The organism is Pseudomonas sp. NPDC087615, assembly GCF_044743445.1.
In the GTDB taxonomy this organism is placed as follows: Bacteria; Pseudomonadota; Gammaproteobacteria; order Pseudomonadales; family Pseudomonadaceae; genus Aquipseudomonas; species Aquipseudomonas baetica_A.
The window spans coordinates 14,574-33,304 of the sequence record NZ_JBIUWM010000040.1 but is presented as its reverse complement, the minus strand read 5'-3'; the positions used below and the strand labels follow the sequence as shown (position 1 = coordinate 33,304).

The 18,731-nt window shown below is 56.4% G+C and carries 16 protein-coding genes; all 16 read right to left on the bottom strand.

Annotated elements, in window-relative coordinates; genetic code table 11:
* Positions 1–7: 7 nt before the first annotated feature.
* Positions 8–1,450 carry a TIGR01777 family oxidoreductase gene (locus ACIOU6_RS19340; RefSeq protein ID WP_401138641.1) on the bottom strand — a complete coding sequence of 481 codons (1,443 nt, stop codon included), beginning with the start codon at positions 1,448–1,450 and terminating at the stop codon, positions 8–10.
* Positions 1,443–1,931: a cell division protein gene (locus tag ACIOU6_RS19335; RefSeq protein WP_339496167.1), complete on the bottom strand. Its 489-nt coding sequence runs from the start codon at positions 1,929–1,931 to the stop codon at positions 1,443–1,445. Before ACIOU6_RS19335 ends, ACIOU6_RS19340 begins: the two co-directional genes overlap by 8 nt.
* Before the next feature lie 100 nt (positions 1,932–2,031).
* Entirely contained in the window at positions 2,032–2,607 is a 576-nt protein-coding gene (locus tag ACIOU6_RS19330; protein ID WP_401138640.1) for a hypothetical protein, read from the bottom strand.
* A gap of 67 nt (positions 2,608–2,674) precedes the next feature.
* The gene (locus ACIOU6_RS19325; protein ID WP_401138639.1) at positions 2,675–3,088 is read right to left on the bottom strand and encodes a lysozyme inhibitor LprI family protein; all 414 of its coding nucleotides are present in this window, start codon (positions 3,086–3,088) and stop codon (positions 2,675–2,677) included.
* Positions 3,085–3,714, bottom strand: a complete 630-nt coding sequence (locus ACIOU6_RS19320; protein ID WP_401138638.1) for a hypothetical protein — start codon at positions 3,712–3,714, stop codon at positions 3,085–3,087. Before ACIOU6_RS19320 ends, ACIOU6_RS19325 begins: the two co-directional genes overlap by 4 nt.
* The gene (locus ACIOU6_RS19315) at positions 3,698–4,153 is read right to left on the bottom strand and encodes a hypothetical protein (RefSeq protein WP_401138637.1); all 456 of its coding nucleotides are present in this window, start codon (positions 4,151–4,153) and stop codon (positions 3,698–3,700) included. The genes ACIOU6_RS19320 and ACIOU6_RS19315 overlap by 17 nt, the downstream gene beginning before the upstream one ends.
* An 11-nt stretch (positions 4,154–4,164) precedes the next feature.
* Entirely contained in the window at positions 4,165–4,626 is a 462-nt protein-coding gene (locus tag ACIOU6_RS19310; protein WP_401138636.1) for an XAC2610-related protein, read from the bottom strand.
* Positions 4,627–4,752: 126 nt separating this feature from the next.
* Positions 4,753–5,244: a hypothetical protein gene (locus ACIOU6_RS19305; RefSeq protein ID WP_401138635.1), complete on the bottom strand. Its 492-nt coding sequence runs from the start codon at positions 5,242–5,244 to the stop codon at positions 4,753–4,755.
* Positions 5,245–5,445: 201 nt separating this feature from the next.
* Positions 5,446–6,354, bottom strand: a complete 909-nt coding sequence (locus tag ACIOU6_RS19300; RefSeq protein WP_401138634.1) for a tetratricopeptide repeat protein — start codon at positions 6,352–6,354, stop codon at positions 5,446–5,448.
* A complete protein-coding gene (locus ACIOU6_RS19295) occupies positions 6,344–9,460 on the bottom strand; it encodes a hypothetical protein (RefSeq protein WP_401138633.1) in 3,117 nt (1,038 codons plus the stop codon). Before ACIOU6_RS19295 ends, ACIOU6_RS19300 begins: the two co-directional genes overlap by 11 nt.
* 15 nt (positions 9,461–9,475) lie before the next feature.
* Positions 9,476–10,471: a sel1 repeat family protein gene (locus ACIOU6_RS19290; RefSeq protein WP_401138632.1), complete on the bottom strand. Its 996-nt coding sequence runs from the start codon at positions 10,469–10,471 to the stop codon at positions 9,476–9,478.
* A gap of 28 nt (positions 10,472–10,499) precedes the next feature.
* Positions 10,500–12,548, bottom strand: a complete 2,049-nt coding sequence (locus tag ACIOU6_RS19285) for a type VI secretion system tip protein VgrG (protein ID WP_401138631.1) — start codon at positions 12,546–12,548, stop codon at positions 10,500–10,502.
* A 28-nt stretch (positions 12,549–12,576) separates the two neighbouring features.
* Positions 12,577–13,578: a serine/threonine-protein kinase gene (locus ACIOU6_RS19280; protein ID WP_339431530.1), complete on the bottom strand. Its 1,002-nt coding sequence runs from the start codon at positions 13,576–13,578 to the stop codon at positions 12,577–12,579.
* The gene (locus ACIOU6_RS19275; RefSeq protein ID WP_221734218.1) at positions 13,575–14,303 is read right to left on the bottom strand and encodes a PP2C family serine/threonine-protein phosphatase; all 729 of its coding nucleotides are present in this window, start codon (positions 14,301–14,303) and stop codon (positions 13,575–13,577) included. The genes ACIOU6_RS19280 and ACIOU6_RS19275 overlap by 4 nt, the downstream gene beginning before the upstream one ends.
* Positions 14,303–17,842: a type VI secretion system membrane subunit TssM gene (tssM, locus tag ACIOU6_RS19270; protein WP_401138630.1), complete on the bottom strand. Its 3,540-nt coding sequence runs from the start codon at positions 17,840–17,842 to the stop codon at positions 14,303–14,305. The genes ACIOU6_RS19275 and tssM overlap by 1 nt, the downstream gene beginning before the upstream one ends.
* A 13-nt stretch (positions 17,843–17,855) precedes the next feature.
* Positions 17,856–18,731: a type IVB secretion system protein IcmH/DotU gene (gene icmH / locus ACIOU6_RS19265; protein WP_221734220.1), complete on the bottom strand. Its 876-nt coding sequence runs from the start codon at positions 18,729–18,731 to the stop codon at positions 17,856–17,858.

Below are 18,731 nucleotides of genomic sequence, written 5' to 3'. Positions count from 1 at the left end.
GCGATCCTCAGGTCAGATCGCGCAGAGCGGCGTCGAGGGTTGGATAACGGAATGTGTAGCCGGCCTCGGTCAAACGCTGCGGCACCACGCGCTGACCGTCGAAGAACAACTGCGCCATCTCCCCTGCCAGCGCGCGCACGGGCGCGGCGGGAATGTGGAACCACACCGGACGCTTGAGGACTTTACCGGCATGGGCGGCGAACGCGGCCTGACTGACCGTATCGGGCGCGACCATGTTGTAAGTGCCGACCAGACTTTCATCGTCGAAGGCCCGGGCGATTACCTGAAGCACATCGTCGCGATGCACCCAGCTCATGATCTGCTGACCGTCACCCATGCGCCCGCCGAAACCCAAGCGGAACGGCATCAGCAACGGCGTCAACGCACCGCCGGGACCGAACACCACACCGAGACGCAGCACCACCTGACGCACGCCAAACTCAGTGGCCGGTTGCGCGGCGGCTTCCCAACGCGCGCAGAGTTCGGCCATGAAACCGGCGCCCTTGCTGGCGTGTTCATCGAGACTTTCGCTGGCATCGCGCACGCCGTAGAAACCGATGGCCGAGGCTTGCACCCACAACGCCGGTTTGTGCCGCGCATTCTTCAGCCAGGTCATCAGCGCTTCGGTGGTGTTGACCCGACTGGCGATCAGTTGCGCTTGGCGCTTGGGGCTCCAGCGCGGCCCGGCGACTGGTGCGCCCGCGAGATTGATCACCACGTCGAAGGTTTCCTCGTAGCCGAGTTTGCTCAGCGAACGCACGCAGCGCGCACGACCGTCGAACAGGTATGCGGCTTTCAACGGATCCCGCGCCAGCACGCTGACGGTGTGGCCGGCGTCGAGCAATTGATTGACCAGCGTCTCACCGATAAACCCGGTGCCGCCAGTCACCAGCACACGCTTGAAAGCGCCGCCGGCAAACGGGTTGGACGGCTTGCCCTCGCGCTGCATGCGCAACGCCGCCAGACCATCGCGAATCCCCGACGCCGTCACGCCCACGGCAAACAGCGTCAGCACCCAGCCCTTCCAGCCGAAATCCACAGCGCTCAGGCCGGTCGGCAAACTCGCCCACTGCGCCAATTGCACACCGTACAACGCAAAAAACGCCCCGCCGTTCACCGCCAGCACGGTGTGCATGATGCGCTCGATGGCCGGCAATTTGCGGCTGCGATCCTCGACCACGAAATTCCACAACGTCAGGCCGATCTCCAGGGCGAACAACAACGCAATCACCAGCGCCCACGCGCCGCCGAACTGCAAGTGCGCGATGCCGAGAAACAGAACGCCGTAGAAACACGAACGCAGCGCGTGAATCGACAACTCCAGCCGCGCACTGTGGCGATACGGCAGCGCCACGGTCAGTTCGTGGTGATACAGGGTGTCGAGCGCACCGAGGCAAGCCTGCGCGATCAACAACGTGAACGCCCAATCCAGCAGCGAAAAATCAGGCATGGGCCGACTCACTCATTGCGGTATCGGAAAGGGAATTTCGGCGGTCATGGCGATACAGCCAGATCAGCGGTGGCAACAGGACGAGCAGCGCAAAAGCGTCGAGCCACAGATGCGACCAGACCTGTTTTTGCGCCGAGAGCAGCATGTCCTGCGGCGCCCACAGCAGGATGCCGGCCAACAACCAGACCCAGGCCATCGGCGCTTTCAGACGATTGCCGATGTGCACCAGCGCGAGCATGTACAGCGAATAACTTTGCAGCGTCGCGCCAAACAGCGCGAGCCACCAGACCTGCTGTTCGCGGGCGGCGGCAGGCACCGCGTCGACGCCCCAGAAAATCTGTTCGAGGGTGTGCAAATAACCGTCAAGCAAACCGGAATGACCGGCCCAACTCAGGGTCAGACCGGCGAGCAGATGCACCAGCGCGGCGGCGTACAGCCACAGCACCAACGCACGGCGAAGGGAGAAAGAGGGGGCTGGCATTCCGTGTCCTGAGCGCATTCCTTTGGGGGTGGGGAGTTTAAAGGAAAATGAGTGTTGTCAGTCGCTCGAAGACAAAACGTTTGGTCGCGTTCAGTGACCGCTATCGCACGGTGTGAGCTTCGATCACGCCGAGTAAATTCTTCAACCTGGCAATATCTTCTTCGTAAAAGCCATTACATTGCGTGACGACTACATATTCAGAGCCGTTTGCTTTTTCGTGGGTACTGCATACAAGTCCAAAACCTTCCCCGCCACCCTGTCGTCCATACACGACATCTCGGGCATCAATCAGTATCCAGCCTGGCATTGCCAGTTTTTTAGTGGCTGATTCGGGCAACTGATCGAAATACATGATTCCCTCAGCATCCGGCAACTTGACGAGCAAGTTGTAGGGCGACGACAAAGCACTCATCCCCACCGTTTTCTTGACCTCGTCAAGGTCATTACCCCGCACGATAAATGTAGGGAGGCGGTCGATATCACTTTCATAAGTTGGATGATTGCGTGGCGCCAGCTTCAGGACTTCCACGGCGCCCTCGTTGAGACAACTGACCACTTCGAGCGTTGACTGGATGTCGTGAAACTCGCAGGTGGATTCTTGAGCAAACACTGTCGGTGATAGAAGTCCCGCGCAAAACGAGAACACCCAGGTGAAACAAGGTTGACGCACGCTCAATCGAATGGCCCTTTTATGCATTTCCGTATCACCACCCAACCAAGTAAAAACATTAATCAGCGCAACATCAATGTGCCGGAAGGATGCCGTCCAAATATAAAGCTCTCTCCAGACTCATCTTCGCGGTGCACCTATTCAGATCTGCAGAATAGGATGGCTTGTCCCATTCATTCTCAAACCCCTCAAGCCTGCAGTTCGAATCCCTCAGCTTTATCCACGCCCGCTGGGATTTTTTCAGTCGATCCAGAAACGCCTTATGCTCTTCATGCCGAGACTGGTATTGAAAAATATACCGAGACCCGGCTCTTTCAATCAGCGCTTCGTAACGGTCATTAAGCACGCGATCCGCAGCCTTCATCGCTTCTTCTGCGCACTCGGCACGTTGCCCGGCCACGGCCTCGCAATCCGCATCTTGGGCAAAGCTGACTGACGAGACTGACATCGCCATAAATGCAAAGAACATCAAACGGGCGACATTCACTGAGTGCCACCTGCGCCAATACATTCAATTGAGCTGTCCATGACGACGCCTCGGGCCAACAAGCGCTCGACCGCAGCAGGACCCGACTTAAGCTCGGTCTTGCTGGCCTCGCGATAACAGGCCATTGCGCGGGGTAGATCAGCAGCGACGACAGTGCCGGTTTCATAGACTTCACCCAATCGCAGGAGTGCGTGGGTAGAGCCTCGTAACGCGGCGCTTTCCAATGTCGCCATCGACTTTTGCGGATCAATGCAGGCCTTGTCATCGCCGTACTCACCCTCATCGCAGTAAAACAAGGAGAGGGCCACGCCATCGTCGGGATTGCTCTGAAATGCCTGATTCATAAGCTCCAGAATCTGCTCATTCGGCAATCGTGGTGCTTGCCCGGAAAGACTAATTCCCGCAGCCGCTATCGCCGCTTGGGCCGAACCTTTGCGGGCACCGTCCACATAGCTATCCAGCGCTGCCGCGTACAAAGAGACTCCGGATTCGCCAGACGCCTTGTTGACCAGCCGATCGAACATCACGCCTTTTTTCAGTTCGCGTTCACCGGGTGTGGGTTGGTCAGTCCGAGCCACATCATCCATCACCGCTTCGAGCGTCCAGTCTTCAACACTGTTCAACACTGTTCAGCACCCAGCAGTCGCTGTGCTTGAAGACGAAAATCTTCAAGAAGGCCCCTTGCTGATCACGCACCACCACCCTGTTCAGAAACGGAATCTCGATAGCCAGATTAGACGCTGCAGCATTCTCCGCACTCAGCATGCTGAATTCATTGGCGGGCAAATGCTTGACGCTGCGCATGACAACCTTGGGTATGTTGTTCTCAGCCACGACGCGAGTTGTCTTCACCGACGATGCGGTAAATGCTTTCTGTACCGTCGAGTCCGATGAAAAGACTTTGACGAAGTCAGCGAAGTTTTTGGCCGGGCATTGTTGTTCATTAGAGGCGAAGGCGCTTGTGCACAGGCCGCTGCTCAACAATGCAATGGATAGCCACTGGGTTAGCCTGCGTGTTGTCATACCGCAACTCGGTACCGCAAAAAAACGGTTCACTTTATTCATCCTTGAGTCATTCAGGTTTTGCGTTGGGTGAATCGGGTGACGCACTGCTTCGGCCTGTTCATTTCCCAGTAAGTGCTGAGCAACACCTTGCGTTTTTTGTCGACGCGCAGATTGACGAAACCGTCGCCGCAATCCGGCTGCAACTCTTTGAAGGTGCCGGTTTTGGGTTGGTAAACGAAAACTCTGAAGTAGTCGTAAGTGCCCATGCCGTCATCCAGCTGCCAGATCGCGAAATCTTTGGCACCGTCGAAATTGAAGTCCTCGATCTGTACTTTGAGTTCGTTTATGGCTTCAAAATCTATGGTCTGGGGCTCGCTACGCGTTTCGTCTTTAACCGAGACATTCAGTGTGGCGCCCTCAATAACCAGCGTCGCCTCGACGCCTATGACCGGGCGGAACGTAGTGGTTTCGGCCAGTGCCGGGATCGCCCACAGCAGGCCGAGCAGTGATACCGCTAGAGTTTTGAATTGCATGTGCTCGCCCCTACTCCCACTTGCATCCGGACTCCTGGGAGGGAAAAAAAGGGGGCAGACCACGCTTTTCGGGTATCTACTAAAACCGTGGCCTGTCCCAATTTCACCCCCGCTTGTCGACTCCAACTACTCTGACTCCCCTTCATACTTCTGAGACTCAGAGTTAAATCGCCAAACATGCGGAGTAGTCAACGGCTCTCCGCCTTTGTATTTGATTCTGCCGTTTGATTCCCGCTTATACGAATAAATTTTAATATCTTTAAAAACGTCTCCCTGCCCACCTCCTGGCTCCAGCACTTCCACCTTTGCAAAATAGTTAGCGCCAATCAACTTCAAATACCCGTGACATTGAAGTAAAAAACTAAAAACTCGATCGCCGCTAGATCCGACACCCGTTGATGCCTCAAATATAAAATCATCGATATTATCGTTATTCAAATCACCTACAAAAACGATCCTTCCATGATCAACTAAAAGCTCTTTGCCATCTTGTGTCGACAAAACCTCAACCTTACTTTCGCCAACCTTCCAATCGGAAATAAAACTTATTGAATCCTTCTGAACATCGCATATCTCACGAGCAGAAGCCCATGTTAAACTTGGAAGAATACCAATCAAAAAAAACCTAGGTATTTCATATCAAACATCCATAATGAAGGAGTTTCTGCCAGACCTTACGGCACCTTGAGGAAGATTAGTTCCGTACAGAATCGCATTTGTAATCGGATTAGTTACAACAGTAGAAAAATGGGGACAGACCAAGGCCTGGTCATAACCCGTGAGCCTTAACAGAAAGAGAGTACTCTGCAACTTCTTCTATTACTGCGTTGTAGCACGCTGCCTAACCCGATCAGGAACCTTGGCTTGCTTGCCATTCTCGCTCATGAGATCGGTGTATACCTTATAGCTCTTTCCCGCGGATGCTTTATCACCCGCCTCCCAATAAGCATCTGCGAGATTAAGATAGGCAACTGTCCGCTTCGGACTTTCTGAAATAACTTTCTTCAAGAGCCAAATTGCTTCGGTGTTGAAGCCTGCTTGCTGCCAAAAAAATGCTACGTCATTGAACACTTGTTGGCTGGCAGAAGAGTAACCATACTTACCAATGTAGCGTTCAATAAACTCACGCTTCGGAAAGCCAGAAAATCTTGCTTTATCCTTATAAACGCGCGACGTGGCGTTTTTAAACTCGACTAAAAGCTCTTCTTTTATATTTTTCTCAACACCAGAAACCATTTCTATCTTACTCAGACATTCAGCGCTTTCACATTTCTGCGCTTCATCATGTTCAAGTACTGAATAGCAATATGGTTGTGATTGCCCCGCGGAGCCAGGACCTTTCTGTAGATACACCAGACTTTCACCATTTGCATTAATTGGTTGACAATAAGGAACCACACCGAAAGCGTCAGGCACTCCGGATTTATTCTTGATAATATCCACGCCACTTACGATCTTGCTCGCATCAAGTGTTTGCACCTTCCCGTCAGCACTCAAAATCCAGAAGGCGTTTTCCTGAGAGCTACAGTCACATTCACAGCTCAATATATAACTCTGGCTCCTGATATCAAACTTCGCCTTTGGAACGCCATCAGAACCACAGAAGTGATCCGAAATAGCCACTGAGCAAATATTGGTATCAGGATCGCATGCCAGCTTTTTCCCTTCGCTCCACGCTGGAGACGAAAACAAAATCAAAATAATAAACCAGCGGAATTTAAAGCTCACAGATGTCACCCTCTACGATTATTTCGTAATTGCCGTTTTCTCGCGTGGCAGTATTGCCACTCATTGTAGCGGTATACTTTTGTCCCTGAATGATTCCCATCCGGCGACTGAAGGCATCGGCCCTATACGCCTCTGAGGCTTTTTCCGCTCGTTTTTTACAGACAAAAATCAGTAGCTCTTTTTGGGTAGTAATATTAGCACTAGGGAACTCGGTTCTAATAAGCTGCTCCGCCTTCGCGAGATGATTTTGCTGAACACACAAGTCGTATAGCGCACAGTAAGTACGCAGTTGAATCTTCACCATCAGATTCGGTGCCAATTCGCGCATCAACTTGATACAAGACGTCACATTCTCATTATATTTAGCCGCATGATTTAGCTGAATCTTTTGAAACGCTTCGACCTCACCAAGCTTCTTGAAAGCCGATTTCCATCCTGCATTGTTGCTGGCGATTACTCCCGTCGCCCAACTCATTTGGGCGGCGGTATTCGCAGAGTTCAACGAATTTATCAGTGTCTGGAAATTCATGTTGGCACCAAAACATCCGTCAAACGTGGCTTGATCTGCTCCACGCATCTCCAGCAGAACTGGCCCTAACGTGCCCTGCCCGAAGTTCCACTGAATAACACCAAAAGACATACCTTGACCATCGAAGTTACCGGCCAGTGCCTCATAATCCAACTTGCTCTTTCCTTCGTATCCGGAGGAAACCAATAGTGCGATTTCTTTGGCCTTGTTGAGTGGAATGCAAACGGCCGACAGCGCATTCGCTACAAAGGCAATCGAATGGAAATGCCATATCAAGTCGGTACTGATAGCAGCCTTTTCTTTCAGTTCATCCCAAAACACATAGCTGCTGATCCTTTCTTTCTCATGCTTCAGTGTCTTCGGGGCGTGCTCAAGCTCAGTGTCAAGCCGGCTCCATTTTGGAGCATCTGCTTTCGCTTTCCACTCCGTCGGATGATGTGCAACCAGCTTGGACCATTGCGACCGCGTATCAGGGTTTTTCAACGCCTCGGCCAACTCGGTCGGATCGACGTCCCCGCTCTGGTCTTTATCAATCTTCGCAAACAGATCCTGAAAGAACGCAGGCATGTCTTTCGGATCGAGAAACCCGTCCGCTGTCGCATTGGTTTCTTCGACGATCTGAAACCCCAGCTTTTCCCAATCATGCTGAGTGATGATCTGTGCACCGGCTTTCTTGACCAGACCATTGACGGCCTGAGCATTGTCAGTAACGGTCACATCGTAGTAATCGTCGGTACCCACTTTAATGACCGGGGTCTTGTTCAAATCAACCGCATGTTCCGTCTTCAACACCGTACTATCCGTCGCAGGTGCTTTTTTCTTCAGCTCACCTCCGGCCGGCAAATACAGGTATTGCTTGCCGATCTTCAGCCCAGCCGTATTCTTGAGGAAGTCTTTTACATCAGCTTCGGCAGTAAATATCTCGACGTGTACTTGATACTTACTCGCTACACCGCCATCTTCGCCAGTCAGATTCTCAGTCAATCCCAGATAGCCAATCGGATCTCCCGCCTTGATACCGGTACTTGCAGGTTCTACAGAATTGAAGCTACTCGGGATTACATCCCAGGCAACGTGGTGGTTTTCCACAATCGCCCAGAAGCTGGGAGGAAGGCTTCCCGTCCCGGCCAAGCTACCGCTGCTGGTACATTTCGCCATTCGACGAATTGTCCCTGAAACATTGAGGTTCAGTACCTCTTTGCTTTCAAACTCTACCGCACTTTGAGGGGTAAGTTGCAGCGACCCCATCTTAGCACCGGCAGTCTGCCCATTTTGCGCAGAGACAGGATCCTGATAAAGATCCAATCTCTTCAACGCGGTTCCCTTAACCTTACCTTGCCAATATTTGGGCTTTAAACGCTCCGGGATCGGGTCTGCCAGCCATATACGTGCGGGTTTGGAGTTTTTGTAGGGTTCTCCATCTTTCAAGTATGCGAACCAGACCTCTTTGCCAGCCTCGCGAACTTTGTGGCCACTCTTTTTAACGCTACCTGACAGGATTTTCCCTTTCGCATAGGTAACGTTGCCTAAGTCCTTTTGATCCAATATCTCAAGTTTGGTCCCCGCAACGAGCTTGCCAACGTTCTGAACGCTACTGGATTCAGGAAAATCGTCGTAAGCGTTGAAGTCACTTACTTTCATGGTCACTTGAGGCTTCGGAGTTTCTTCCTCAGTCAGCGGATAACGCTTGAAGGGCAGAAGGTGCATGTACAAGCTGTAGAAATTCAGCTTGTTTTGCTTGCCTTTATTCGGTCCGTCTTCTGGGTTTGGCGCAGATTTGTACTCATGTCGCACCAAACAAAACGAGTTGGAATACTTCAGTTTTTTCTCATTTTCACCGAATGTAGACTCCAAATAATCTTCGTTAAGTCGGTAGGCCACGACTTCACCGTCGGCCATACACCGAATTGGTTCGTTCAAGATGCACTGAGGAGCGCTAGCATTGCTGATGTGAATACCACCATGCCAGAACTTATTACTACCCAGAAGATAGTGGCCCGACGTTTCTTTTTCTAACGCTTTATATATTTCGTCGGCACTCTCAAACTGCTTCCCGTCCGCCTTTCTGAATGGATATTGAAAGCTCATCAGCGGTGACCCTGTTGGAGCAGGGGTTGCTGCTGGCGCGGGAGCGGGCGTCGGTTGCGCACCGCTCTTGTACTCCGCCTTTGGCCGGAGATACTTGTTCGGCATCGGCCAGTAGCCGCTGCCCTCACCGTACTTTGCGGACTTTGGCCCGGTCGAACTCTGTGAGCCGAAAAAATTCCCCTTGACCCGGTTAACGTCCATGTCCTCGATCACGCCGGTATGGTGCATACCTGTCCATAGCGCGATATCACCCGGCTGAACGCTGTTGAGGGCAATGAACTCGAAATGCGTGGTGTCTGTCGCAAGTTGACTTGTAGTGCGGTAAGGGATGTTATACCCCGCATCACGGAGCATTAGGTTTAGTAAGTGAGAACAATCAATTTCCTTCCGACCGTTACCGTCTTCGTCCGCAGATCCGCCCTTACCATAACCGTATTCGTATCCGCTGTAAGGGTATTTGGCGCGCTGTTCAAGTAGACCCGTGCTCATCGATAGCATCCTGCTTTAAAGGCAATGAATTGAATTATTTGCGGTAACGCCTTGGGTGCTTAGTCGTTCGACGCCTCTAGCACCTGCCTCATTGCCTTTCTTGTCGGCCTCCTGATAACACGCCATCGCCCGGGCCAAATCGCTAGGGATGATGGCGCCGGTTTCATAGGCGCCGCCTAGTTGAATCAATGCACTCGGGGAACCGAGCCGGGCAGAGCTTACAAGAGCCCCCAATGACTTTTCTGGATTTACACAGGCTCGCTTCTCTTCGTAATTGCCTTCATCGCAATAGAAGTCAGCAAGGGCGATCCCTGCTTCAGGTACGCTCTTGGCAGCTGACTCCAGTAGTTGAAGGATCTTTACGTTTTCCAACCGTGGAGCTTGACCTGAAAGGCTGATCCCCGCCGCTGCAAAGGCAGCCTCTGCGGAGCCTTGGTCTGCCCCATGTAAATAACTATTCAGAGCAGAAATGTACAACTGACTGGAAGAAGAGGACTCGCTATCGATACCCAGATGGTTATACATCGCCCCTCTTTTTAGTGCGCGCTCACCCGGTGAAGCCTTTAAGTTCGGGTATTGAGCATCAAGTACAGCCTCAAGCGACCAGTCTTCAGCACGGGTCAATACCCAACAGTCGTTATGTTTGAAAGTGAAGATATTCAGCACTTCACCATTGTAATCGCGAACAACTATATGGTTCGGCAGTTGGACTTGCATGCTCAACCCGGACTTCGCGTTGCTGTCGGGAGCAAGCATCACCAACGATTGAAGGTCCAACACCTTCGACTTTCGCTCTACCACTCGCGGCTTTGACTCGGTGGCGACTACTGTTTGCTCGACCACGGGCGAGGCGATAAACGCTTGCTGTACCTCAGGCTTGGCCGAGAACTCTTTTGCAAAATCTGCGAAGTTGTTACTCGGGCATTTCACGGTGCTCGATTGCGCCGCAAAGGCTCCTGAACACAACCCGAACGCCAGCAACGCCAGACATTTCAGCTTGAATTGACGCACTCGATTGCTCTTTGTCATCACGAACTCATCACTCAGAAAACACAAAAAAAGCCTTCGGTTTAACCTTCTCCGGCGGCGAATTCGCCAACGCCTGATCCATCAAACTCCCCGCCTTATCCTTATCCGCCGCCCCCGGCAGCACCGGCGGTTTAATCCCGATCCCGGTCCCATTCCCAGGCGCCCCGCCAGCATTAATCTTCACCACCGGCCCAACCACCGTCACGCCGCCGCCATCGAGCTTGATAAAGCTGCCACCGCCAAGAATGGTCAGCTCTGTCCCGGCCTCAATAACAATCTTGTCCCCAGCCTTGAGGTGAATCTCTTTCCCCACGCTGGTGAGCTGCGCCGTGCCCAGCTTCACATGCTGGTTTTGCCCAACCGTCAGGTGATCATCCAGCTTCGCTTCAATCTTGCGATCGCTGATGGTGGTGCGGTGTTCTTCGGCCTTCAGCTCGGTGTAGGTGTTCTTCACCACCGTGTCATGACGTTCATTCCCGACCCGAATCTTCTGGTCGTGCTCTACGTTTTCATCCCAATCGCGCTGGGCATGAATGTAGATCTGTTCGGCACCTTTCTTGTCTTCAATGCGCAGTTCGTTGTAACCGCCGCCCCCCGGTGAGCTGAGGGTTTTGAACACGCTGCGCGTCTTGTTCGCCGGCAGTGCATACGGCACCGGGTTTTCCTTGTGGTACAGGCAGCCGGTGACGAGGGGTTGGTCGGGGTCGCCTTCAAGGAAGGTGACGAGGACTTCCATGCCGATGCGCGGGATGGAGATGGCGCCGTAGCGGTCGCCGGCCCAAGAGCTGGAAACGCGCAGCCAGCAGCTGGTTTTGTCGTCGGCCTGGCCTTCGCGGTCCCAGTGGAATTGCACCTTGATGCGGCCGTACTGGTCGCAGTGGATTTCTTCGCCTTTGGGGCCGGTGACGTGGGCGGTCTGGCTGCCGAGGACGCGGGGTTTCGGGTGTTCGAGGGCCGGGCGGTAGAACACGTCCCACGGGGTGGCGAGGAAGGTGTTGCGGTAGCCCTGGTGGAAGTCGTCCTTGTTGTCGGAGGTGTCGCTGGTCACGCCTTCTTCGAGGACTTGCGGCTGTTTGCCTTCGTGGACGATTTCGGTGAGCAGCCACAGGTCGTTCCACTCGGTGCGCGGGTGGTCGGACATTTCCATGAAGTGGCCGCTGACCAGTGTGGTCTGGTCGCCGCGACCTTCGGCCTGGCGGTAGTCGGCGCGGTGGCGTTCGAGGGCGCGTTGGCTGAGGAACTTGCCGCGCGCGCGGTCGATGAAGCGGCCGGGGTAGTCGTAGTCTTCGAGATCCGGTTCGGCGTCTTTGCTATCGAGAGCGCCTTCAGGTTTGTAGGCCGCTTCCATTTGCAGGCGCGGTTTTTCGAAATCGTAATCGCGGCGGGTGACGCGGCGGGTGCGGGTTTCCAGGCGCAGCTTGAAGCCTTTGATCACCGGTTCGTCGGCGACCATGCCGCTGCCCTGCACGTAAGCGGTCGGCTGCCCGAGTTTCGGGAACACGGTCTGGTCGTCGCCGAACACCAGCAGGTGGGCTTTTTCGCTGTGCTGGAAGTGGTAGTGAATGCCTTCTTCTTCGCACAGACGCTGGACGAAATGCAGGTCGGTTTCGTCGTACTGCACGCAATAGTCGCGATCCGGGCACGGCTGGCTCAGCTGGAAGCTGTAGGCGTTGCCCTTGATGCCGTGTTCTTCAAGGATCAGCGCGATGATTTTCGGCGCCGACATTTGCTGGTAGATGCGCTGGTTGGTGCGGTGATGCAGGTATTGCAGTTGCGGCACCATCGACACTTTGTAGCGGGTCAGGCGCTTGCCGGCATCGCCCTGGGCGACGCGGTAGATCTGGCCGTGGATGCCTGAGCCCTGCGGATCGAACGCCAGAAACGCCTGCTTGTGCAGAAGTTTTTCCAGGTCCAGATCGGGGTTTTCACTGACCAGTTCGAGGTCGAAACGATACGGCTGGCTGATGCCTTCTGTGCCGACAAACGACAGCACTTGCAGGTCGCCCACGTAGTCTTCGACCTTGAGGCTGAAGTGGGTTTCGTTAGCTGAATTGAACATCGTGTGCTCCCTGTTCGAATGTCATCCGTTACGCCCGAAACCGCAGACGTTGTAGCCAGGACGAAGTGGCGCCCAAGGCGTCACGCAATTGGTCGGCAGTGATGGTGCGTGCTGCCGGATCAAAGCTCAGCGCGGTTCGCAGCGCTGGCCAGCCGTGTTTGGGTAAATTCGCCGGTGCTTGCAGTTCGCGCTCCAGGTGCTCGTCGCGGGCCTGGGTCGAGGGCAAGCGGCGGAACGGGTGTTTGCCGCTCGCCAGTTCATAAATCACACAGGCCACGCCGTACACGTCTGCGCTGGCCGACAAGGGTTGGCCCTCAAGCAGTTCGGGGGCGGCGTAGCCCGGGGTCCAGGCGTTGAAGCGTTCGCGGCTCAGGTGCGGCAGGCCGGGCAAGGTGCCCTCTTCTGCCTGGCCCAAACCGAAGTCGAAGAGGCGCAAGCCGTCTTCGCTGAGCATGACGTTGCTCGGTTTCATGTCGCCGTGCAGCACGCCGCGACGGTGGGCGTAGGCCAGCGTGTCGAGCAGCGGCAGGACGATGTCGCGCAGTTCTTTCCACGGCAGGCCCAGTGGCCGCTCGCAGAGCAATTTGTCCAGGGTCAGGCCACGCATGTATTCCATGGTGATGAAGGCCCGCTGGCAATCGGTGTCGACTTCAAAGGTGTGTGCGCGCACAACGTTGTCGTGGCGCAGGCGTCGGGTCAGGGCGAACTCGCCGTAGAGCAAGGCACTGGCGTCCGGCGATTCGGCAAATTCTTCGCTGAGGATTTTCAGCGCGATGTAAGGGTCGGGATCGCCGAACTGTTCGTGCAGCAGATCCCTGGCCCGGTAAACAGCGCCCATGCCGCCCGCCCCGAGCAGACGCTCGAGGTGGTAGCGACCGGCGAGTATGTCTGGCAGTGCACCGATGCTGGCCTTGGTTGGCGCTGGCAAAGGTTCTGCTTTGTGTTCCTTGGCGAAGGCGAAGTAGGTCAGGTTGTTGGCCTGTTCTTCGCTCATCAGCACGTCATCGATGGGTGATTCGATGTTGGTCATTGGCGGATCACCACGGCTGTCAGGTTGTCGCGAGCGGAGCCCCGCAGGGCGCCGTCGAACAAACGTTCCAGCGCCACATGTGGCGCGCTGAGGCTGAGGGCGTTGCCGAGGGCATCGCTGCTCATGCCTTGGTACAAACCATCGCTGCACAGCAAAAACGCATCGCCCGGATACACCTCAAGTTCCAGTACATCCAGGGTCAGTGTTTCGGCGGCGCCGACGGCTCGGGTCAATGCCTGAGCCGCCGGGTGCGCTGCCGCCTGTTCGACGCTCATTTGCTGTTCGTCAATCAGTTGCTGTTGCAGCGAATGGTCTTTGGACAGTTGATACAAACGCTGCCCGCGCCACAGATAACAACGGCTGTCGCCAGCCCAAATGCAGGCCGCGCGATTGCCTTCCATCAGCAGCGCCACGACGGTGCTGCCCATGATGCTGTCGTGACGTCCGGCGGTGACGGTCAACTCTTGTCCCAAACGCCGATTCAACCAGTGCAGGCACTGGCGAATGGCTTTGAGGCGCTCGTCGAAGTCATCGTGTTGCGGCAAATCAGCCAGGCTGGCGACGATCAACTGGCTGGCGATGTCGCCACCCTGATGACCGCCCATGCCGTCCGCGACCACCCACAGCCCCTGCTGCGGATTGTCGAGGAAGGCATCTTCGTTGCGCGCCCGCACCTTGCCCGGGTCGGTACGCGCCGCGCTGCGCCAGGGACTGGCCACGAGCATCAGAGCTGCACCGGCATACGGAAGGTGCGCAGTACGCCCATGTCGAACGGGTTCGGCGTGCGTTGGCTGGACAGCAGGTAGTTGGCACGCAGGCCACCCACATTGGCTTTGAGCACCAACACGTCACGACCGCTCAGGTACTCGGTCTGCATCAGGTCGAACAGACGGAACAGTGACCATGGGCCGGAGTTCTTCTCGATACCGATCGGGCGCCCCGCCATCTTGTCCATCACCAGGCTGGTGCGACCGTCTTCAGCATCGGTTGGCCATTTGAACGACATGGGCAGGATCGGGCCGTGACGGTATTCCATGGTCTGGTCGCCGAACTTGAATTCGGAACGGCTGACGGCAGGGTCGAGGGTGTACGGCTCCAGTTTGAACTGCACTTGCGGTTCGGCCGGGTTGATCGAGAAGAAGCTCTTGCGAATCGTCTGCGCAGCGGCCATCTGATCGAGGTAGACCTTGGACACCGGCAGGCTGTGGCCGTCGACGCTGCGCATCCGGTAGTTGCCCGGATCACCGCTGACAAACGGACGCATGTAGTTGTCGAAGAAGCGGTCAACAACGCCTTGCGCCTTGAAGAAATCGCGGAAGTCGCTGATCGCCACGTCGCTGGTGCTGCTGGCGCTGAACGGATAGCGCTTGCTGATGGTTTTGCCATACACGCTGTACAACTCGTTCTGATAACGGCCGTTCAGGTATTGGTAGGCATCGCTGAGCACCAGGCGCCAGGAGTCTTCGGCCAGCACGTTGAACCACACGCTAAGCGGACGCGGCAGACGACCGGAGGCATTGCGCAGGTTAGTCAGCGCATCACGCTGGCCGCCCATGCGGGTTTTCGCCAGTTCGAACGCGGCTTGTTCCGGCGTGCTGGAACGGGCCAGGCTGGCCAGTTGCAGTTGCAGGTCGTTGAGCGCGCTCAGTGCCGGGGTCAGATCAGCGGCAGGGCCGTTGTTGTCATCGAGCAAGCGATGCAGCGGTTCAAAGCGACGTTGCAGCGACTTCTTGGCAGTGTCCGGCAGGTTTTTCGCGACGTTCAGGGCCGAAGCCTTGTCGGCTACCGCCGACGCCAGTTTGCCGACTTTGCCCAGTTTGCCTTTCTGCCCAGCCAAGGCATCGGCAGCATCGCCGGCCTCGTCCACCGGATCAGCGGCCGCCGGGAAGCGGGTGTTTTCACGCACTTCGGTCAGCAATGCCAGCACCGGCGAGTTGGCCGAGGTCAGGCCCGCCAGTTGCTCGGCGCCTTCACCGGCGTCGTTGATTGGCGGCAATGCCACCTGGCCAACGGCTTCGCTCCAGTAGTTGGCGTAGTCGCGGAAGTACAGTTGCTCCAGTTCGACCATCAGGCGACGCAAGTCCATGTCGCTGATGCCCGCGCCTTCGCCCAGCACCCAGTTGTCACGCAGGATGTCGGTGACCAGTGCCGAGCCCTGCACCGAGAAGTACTGCTGATAACCCTGTTGGGTGTAGAACCCCGGGATCACGTAGTCGGTGCCGATGAACAGCGAGCCCTGCGGGCCGAGGTGTTGGCTGAAACGGTATTCCGGCAGGTTGCGCGCCTGCTCGCGGAGCATGCGGTAGACCACGGTGGCCAACGATTCGCTGCGCAAGACCTGACGAGCCTGAGCCACCAACTGATCGTTCAGCGGGTAGATGAAAGGCTGTTTCAGCAGGCGTTCGAGGTGGTGGTTCAGGCCGTTCTGCACCGCGGTGTTGCCGGTGTAGCGCTGCGACCAGTCGGTAGCCACCCAGTCCTTGAGCCATGCCGCATCGCGACGATCCTTCATGTTCAACATCAGGTACGCACGCAGGCTGTTGATCAGGCGTTCGCGGTCCTTCATGTTGGCGCGGATCTGGCCTTCGAGCAGGGTTGCGACGCGGGGCAGCAGTTGCGTTTCAAGCTCGCGCTCGTAAGCCTCCTTGACCACCGGATTAACGTCTTCGCCCTGATACAGGCCGCCACGCTCGTGGTACGACACGTCGCCCTTTTTCGGGAACGCCTGCGTTGCCGCGTAGCTGGTGTCGAGGGTTTTCAACGCGCCCATCGCGTCATCGCGCGGGGACAGCACCGAGCGTTGCTGAGTCCAGTTCTGCGCCAGATTGCGCAGGTTTTCCAGACGCTCGTAGTTGGCCGAGAAACCGCCCGCCCAGAGCATGCCGAACAACGCCAATGCCGCCAGTGCGCCGACGTACAGCGCACGTTGGCCCCAGTTGATGCGGCTGCGTTCGCGCTTGTCCAGACCGGCCAGATCGGCCTCGGGGAAAATCACCTGGCTGAACAAATGGTGGATGAATCGCGAGCGACCGCTGCGCAGGGTCGGCAACACACCGGCATTGATGCCCAGGTTGGCGCCGATCGCGGCAGTGGTCGAATCCATCTCTTGGGTCAGGTGCGGTGCGCTGGTCAGGTAGAAACCACGCAGTTGCGTTGCACGCTGGTAACGGTTGCCGGTGAACGCCATGTCGACGAACAGGCACAGACGCTCGCCGATTTGCCCCAGTTGATGCGGGAAGTCGAGGATGCGGCCACGGCGCTGAGTGTCACGCTCGGAGTGCATGCGCATGATCACTTGGCTGTTGAGGCGACGCAGCAGTTCTTCGAACTCGCCGCGCAGCACAGCCACGTCGGTGCCCTGTTGATCCTTGCGGAAACTGGTACCCAGCACCTGATCGCTTTCTTCGCGGGTCAGTTGATCGAAGAACTCGTCAAAACCCAGCAGTTTGTCGGCCTTGCTCAGTACCAGATACACCGGCACGTCGACGTGCAGCTTCTGATAGATCTCTTGCAGGCGACCACGCACCTGGCGCGCCAGGGTGTCGATGTCTTGCTCGCTACCACCGGTGAGGGTTTCCACCGGGATGGTCACCAGCACGCCGTTCAACGGACGACCGCGACGACGCTTGCGCAGCAGTTCCAGCAACGTGGTCCAGGCACTGCCGTCGACGTCTTTCTCGCCTTGGGTCATGTAACGCCCGGCGGTGTCGATCAGCACGCCGTGGTCGGCGAAGTACCAGTCGCAATGACGGGTGCCTTGGGTGTCGCGGGTCAGCTTGCGGTCGATCTTGTTGATCGGGAATTCCAGACCGGAGAAGTCCAGCAGGCTGGTCTTGCCGCTGGACTGCGGGCCGATCAACAGATACCACGGCAGTTCGTTGCGCCAGCGCTCGCTGCGGCCACGATACAGGCTCGAGGTTTTCAGGGTTTTCAGCGCGTCTTTGAAACGCACCTTCAACTCTTTCTGTTCGTCGTCGATCAGCTCTTCGCGGCGGATGCGATCCTGGCCGTCTTCGGTGGCTTCGACTTCTTTCTTGCGTACACCGGCGAGCCAGCTGACGAAGACCATGGTCAGGCCCCAGATCAGGAACAGCACGGCGATGGTCAACAGGCGAGAGGTCGGGCTCTCCCAGAACTTGTAGTCATCAACCGCCAACAACGGGCCAACGAACCACACCAGCAGTGCCACGAACAGCACCAGCAGCAGGGTCCAGACCCAGGTCTGGCGCAGGAAGGCGCCGACTTTCTTGAAAAACTTTTTCATCACACGTCCCTGTTTACGGCTGCGACTGCGGTTGAACCGCGGCTGGATCAAGCGGCTGGTAAGGTTGCAGCACGGTGTCGCGCTGCTCACCCAAGACCCAGGCGAAGCCCGAATACATCACCACCAGACAGACGAAAGTGAACAACACCACCATCCACGCCGGCACGATGCGCACCAGGTTGCGGCGCTGATCGTTCAAGCCTTCCCAATGCGGCGACAACTCGCGCGGCACGTCGCCACGCAACTGACGGATCTGCCGGTACAAGGCATCACGGATGCCTTCAAGTTCGAGCATGCCGCGCGCCTGTACGCGGTACTTGCCCTCGAAACCGAGGGACAGGCACAGGTACATCAGCTCCAGCATTGGCAGGTGTTTGACCGGGTTTTTCGACAGCCGATCAAGCAGCTGGAAGAACTTCTCGCCACCGAAGGTTTCGTTGTGGAAGCTGCTGAGCAGGCTCATCTGCGACCACTCGCTTTCGTTGCCCCACGGTGTGGTCACGACGGCTTCGTCGACCACGGTGCAGAGCACGTAACGCGCCGCCATCACCTGGCTGCTTTCGGCGCCGTTGTGCAGGGCGCTCACTTCAAACAGCTTGAGCCCGGCGGTCAGGCGCGCGTTGAGCGCATAAAGGTCTTCGCGGGTTTCGCTGTGCTTGAGGCGCACCACTTCCGAGAGCAACTCGGACGACGCGGCGACCAGCGAATTGAGGCTGATGTTGAACGCTTCCGCCGGGCGCACGCGTGCGGCGTAGATCATGCGTTCTTCCAGTTGCTCGAAACGCGGCGGCGCGGCGAAGTCGGTCAGTGGACTCGACGCCGGTCCGTGGCCCTGACGGTCGAGCAAGACTGTTTTGTCGTCCTGGCTGTATTCCGTTTCCGTGTTCAT

Excerpts from the sequence above, each read along its gene's own strand:
- ACIOU6_RS19340 (WP_401138641.1), bottom strand. The coding sequence starts at position 1,450 with ATGCCTGATTTTTCGCTGCTGGATTGGGCGTTCACGTTGTTGATCGCG.
- ACIOU6_RS19335 (WP_339496167.1), bottom strand. The coding sequence starts at position 1,931 with ATGCCAGCCCCCTCTTTCTCCCTTCGCCGTGCGTTGGTGCTGTGGCTG.
- ACIOU6_RS19315 (WP_401138637.1), bottom strand. The coding sequence starts at position 4,153 with ATGAATAAAGTGAACCGTTTTTTTGCGGTACCGAGTTGCGGTATGACA.
- ACIOU6_RS19310 (WP_401138636.1), bottom strand. The coding sequence starts at position 4,626 with ATGCAATTCAAAACTCTAGCGGTATCACTGCTCGGCCTGCTGTGGGCG.
- ACIOU6_RS19295 (WP_401138633.1), bottom strand. The coding sequence starts at position 9,460 with ATGAGCACGGGTCTACTTGAACAGCGCGCCAAATACCCTTACAGCGGA.
- ACIOU6_RS19285 (WP_401138631.1), bottom strand. The coding sequence starts at position 12,548 with ATGTTCAATTCAGCTAACGAAACCCACTTCAGCCTCAAGGTCGAAGAC.
- ACIOU6_RS19280 (WP_339431530.1), bottom strand. The coding sequence starts at position 13,578 with ATGACCAACATCGAATCACCCATCGATGACGTGCTGATGAGCGAAGAA.
- ACIOU6_RS19275 (WP_221734218.1), bottom strand. The coding sequence starts at position 14,303 with ATGCTCGTGGCCAGTCCCTGGCGCAGCGCGGCGCGTACCGACCCGGGC.
- tssM (WP_401138630.1), bottom strand. The coding sequence starts at position 17,842 with ATGAAAAAGTTTTTCAAGAAAGTCGGCGCCTTCCTGCGCCAGACCTGG.
- icmH (WP_221734220.1), bottom strand. The coding sequence starts at position 18,731 with ATGAACACGGAAACGGAATACAGCCAGGACGACAAAACAGTCTTGCTC.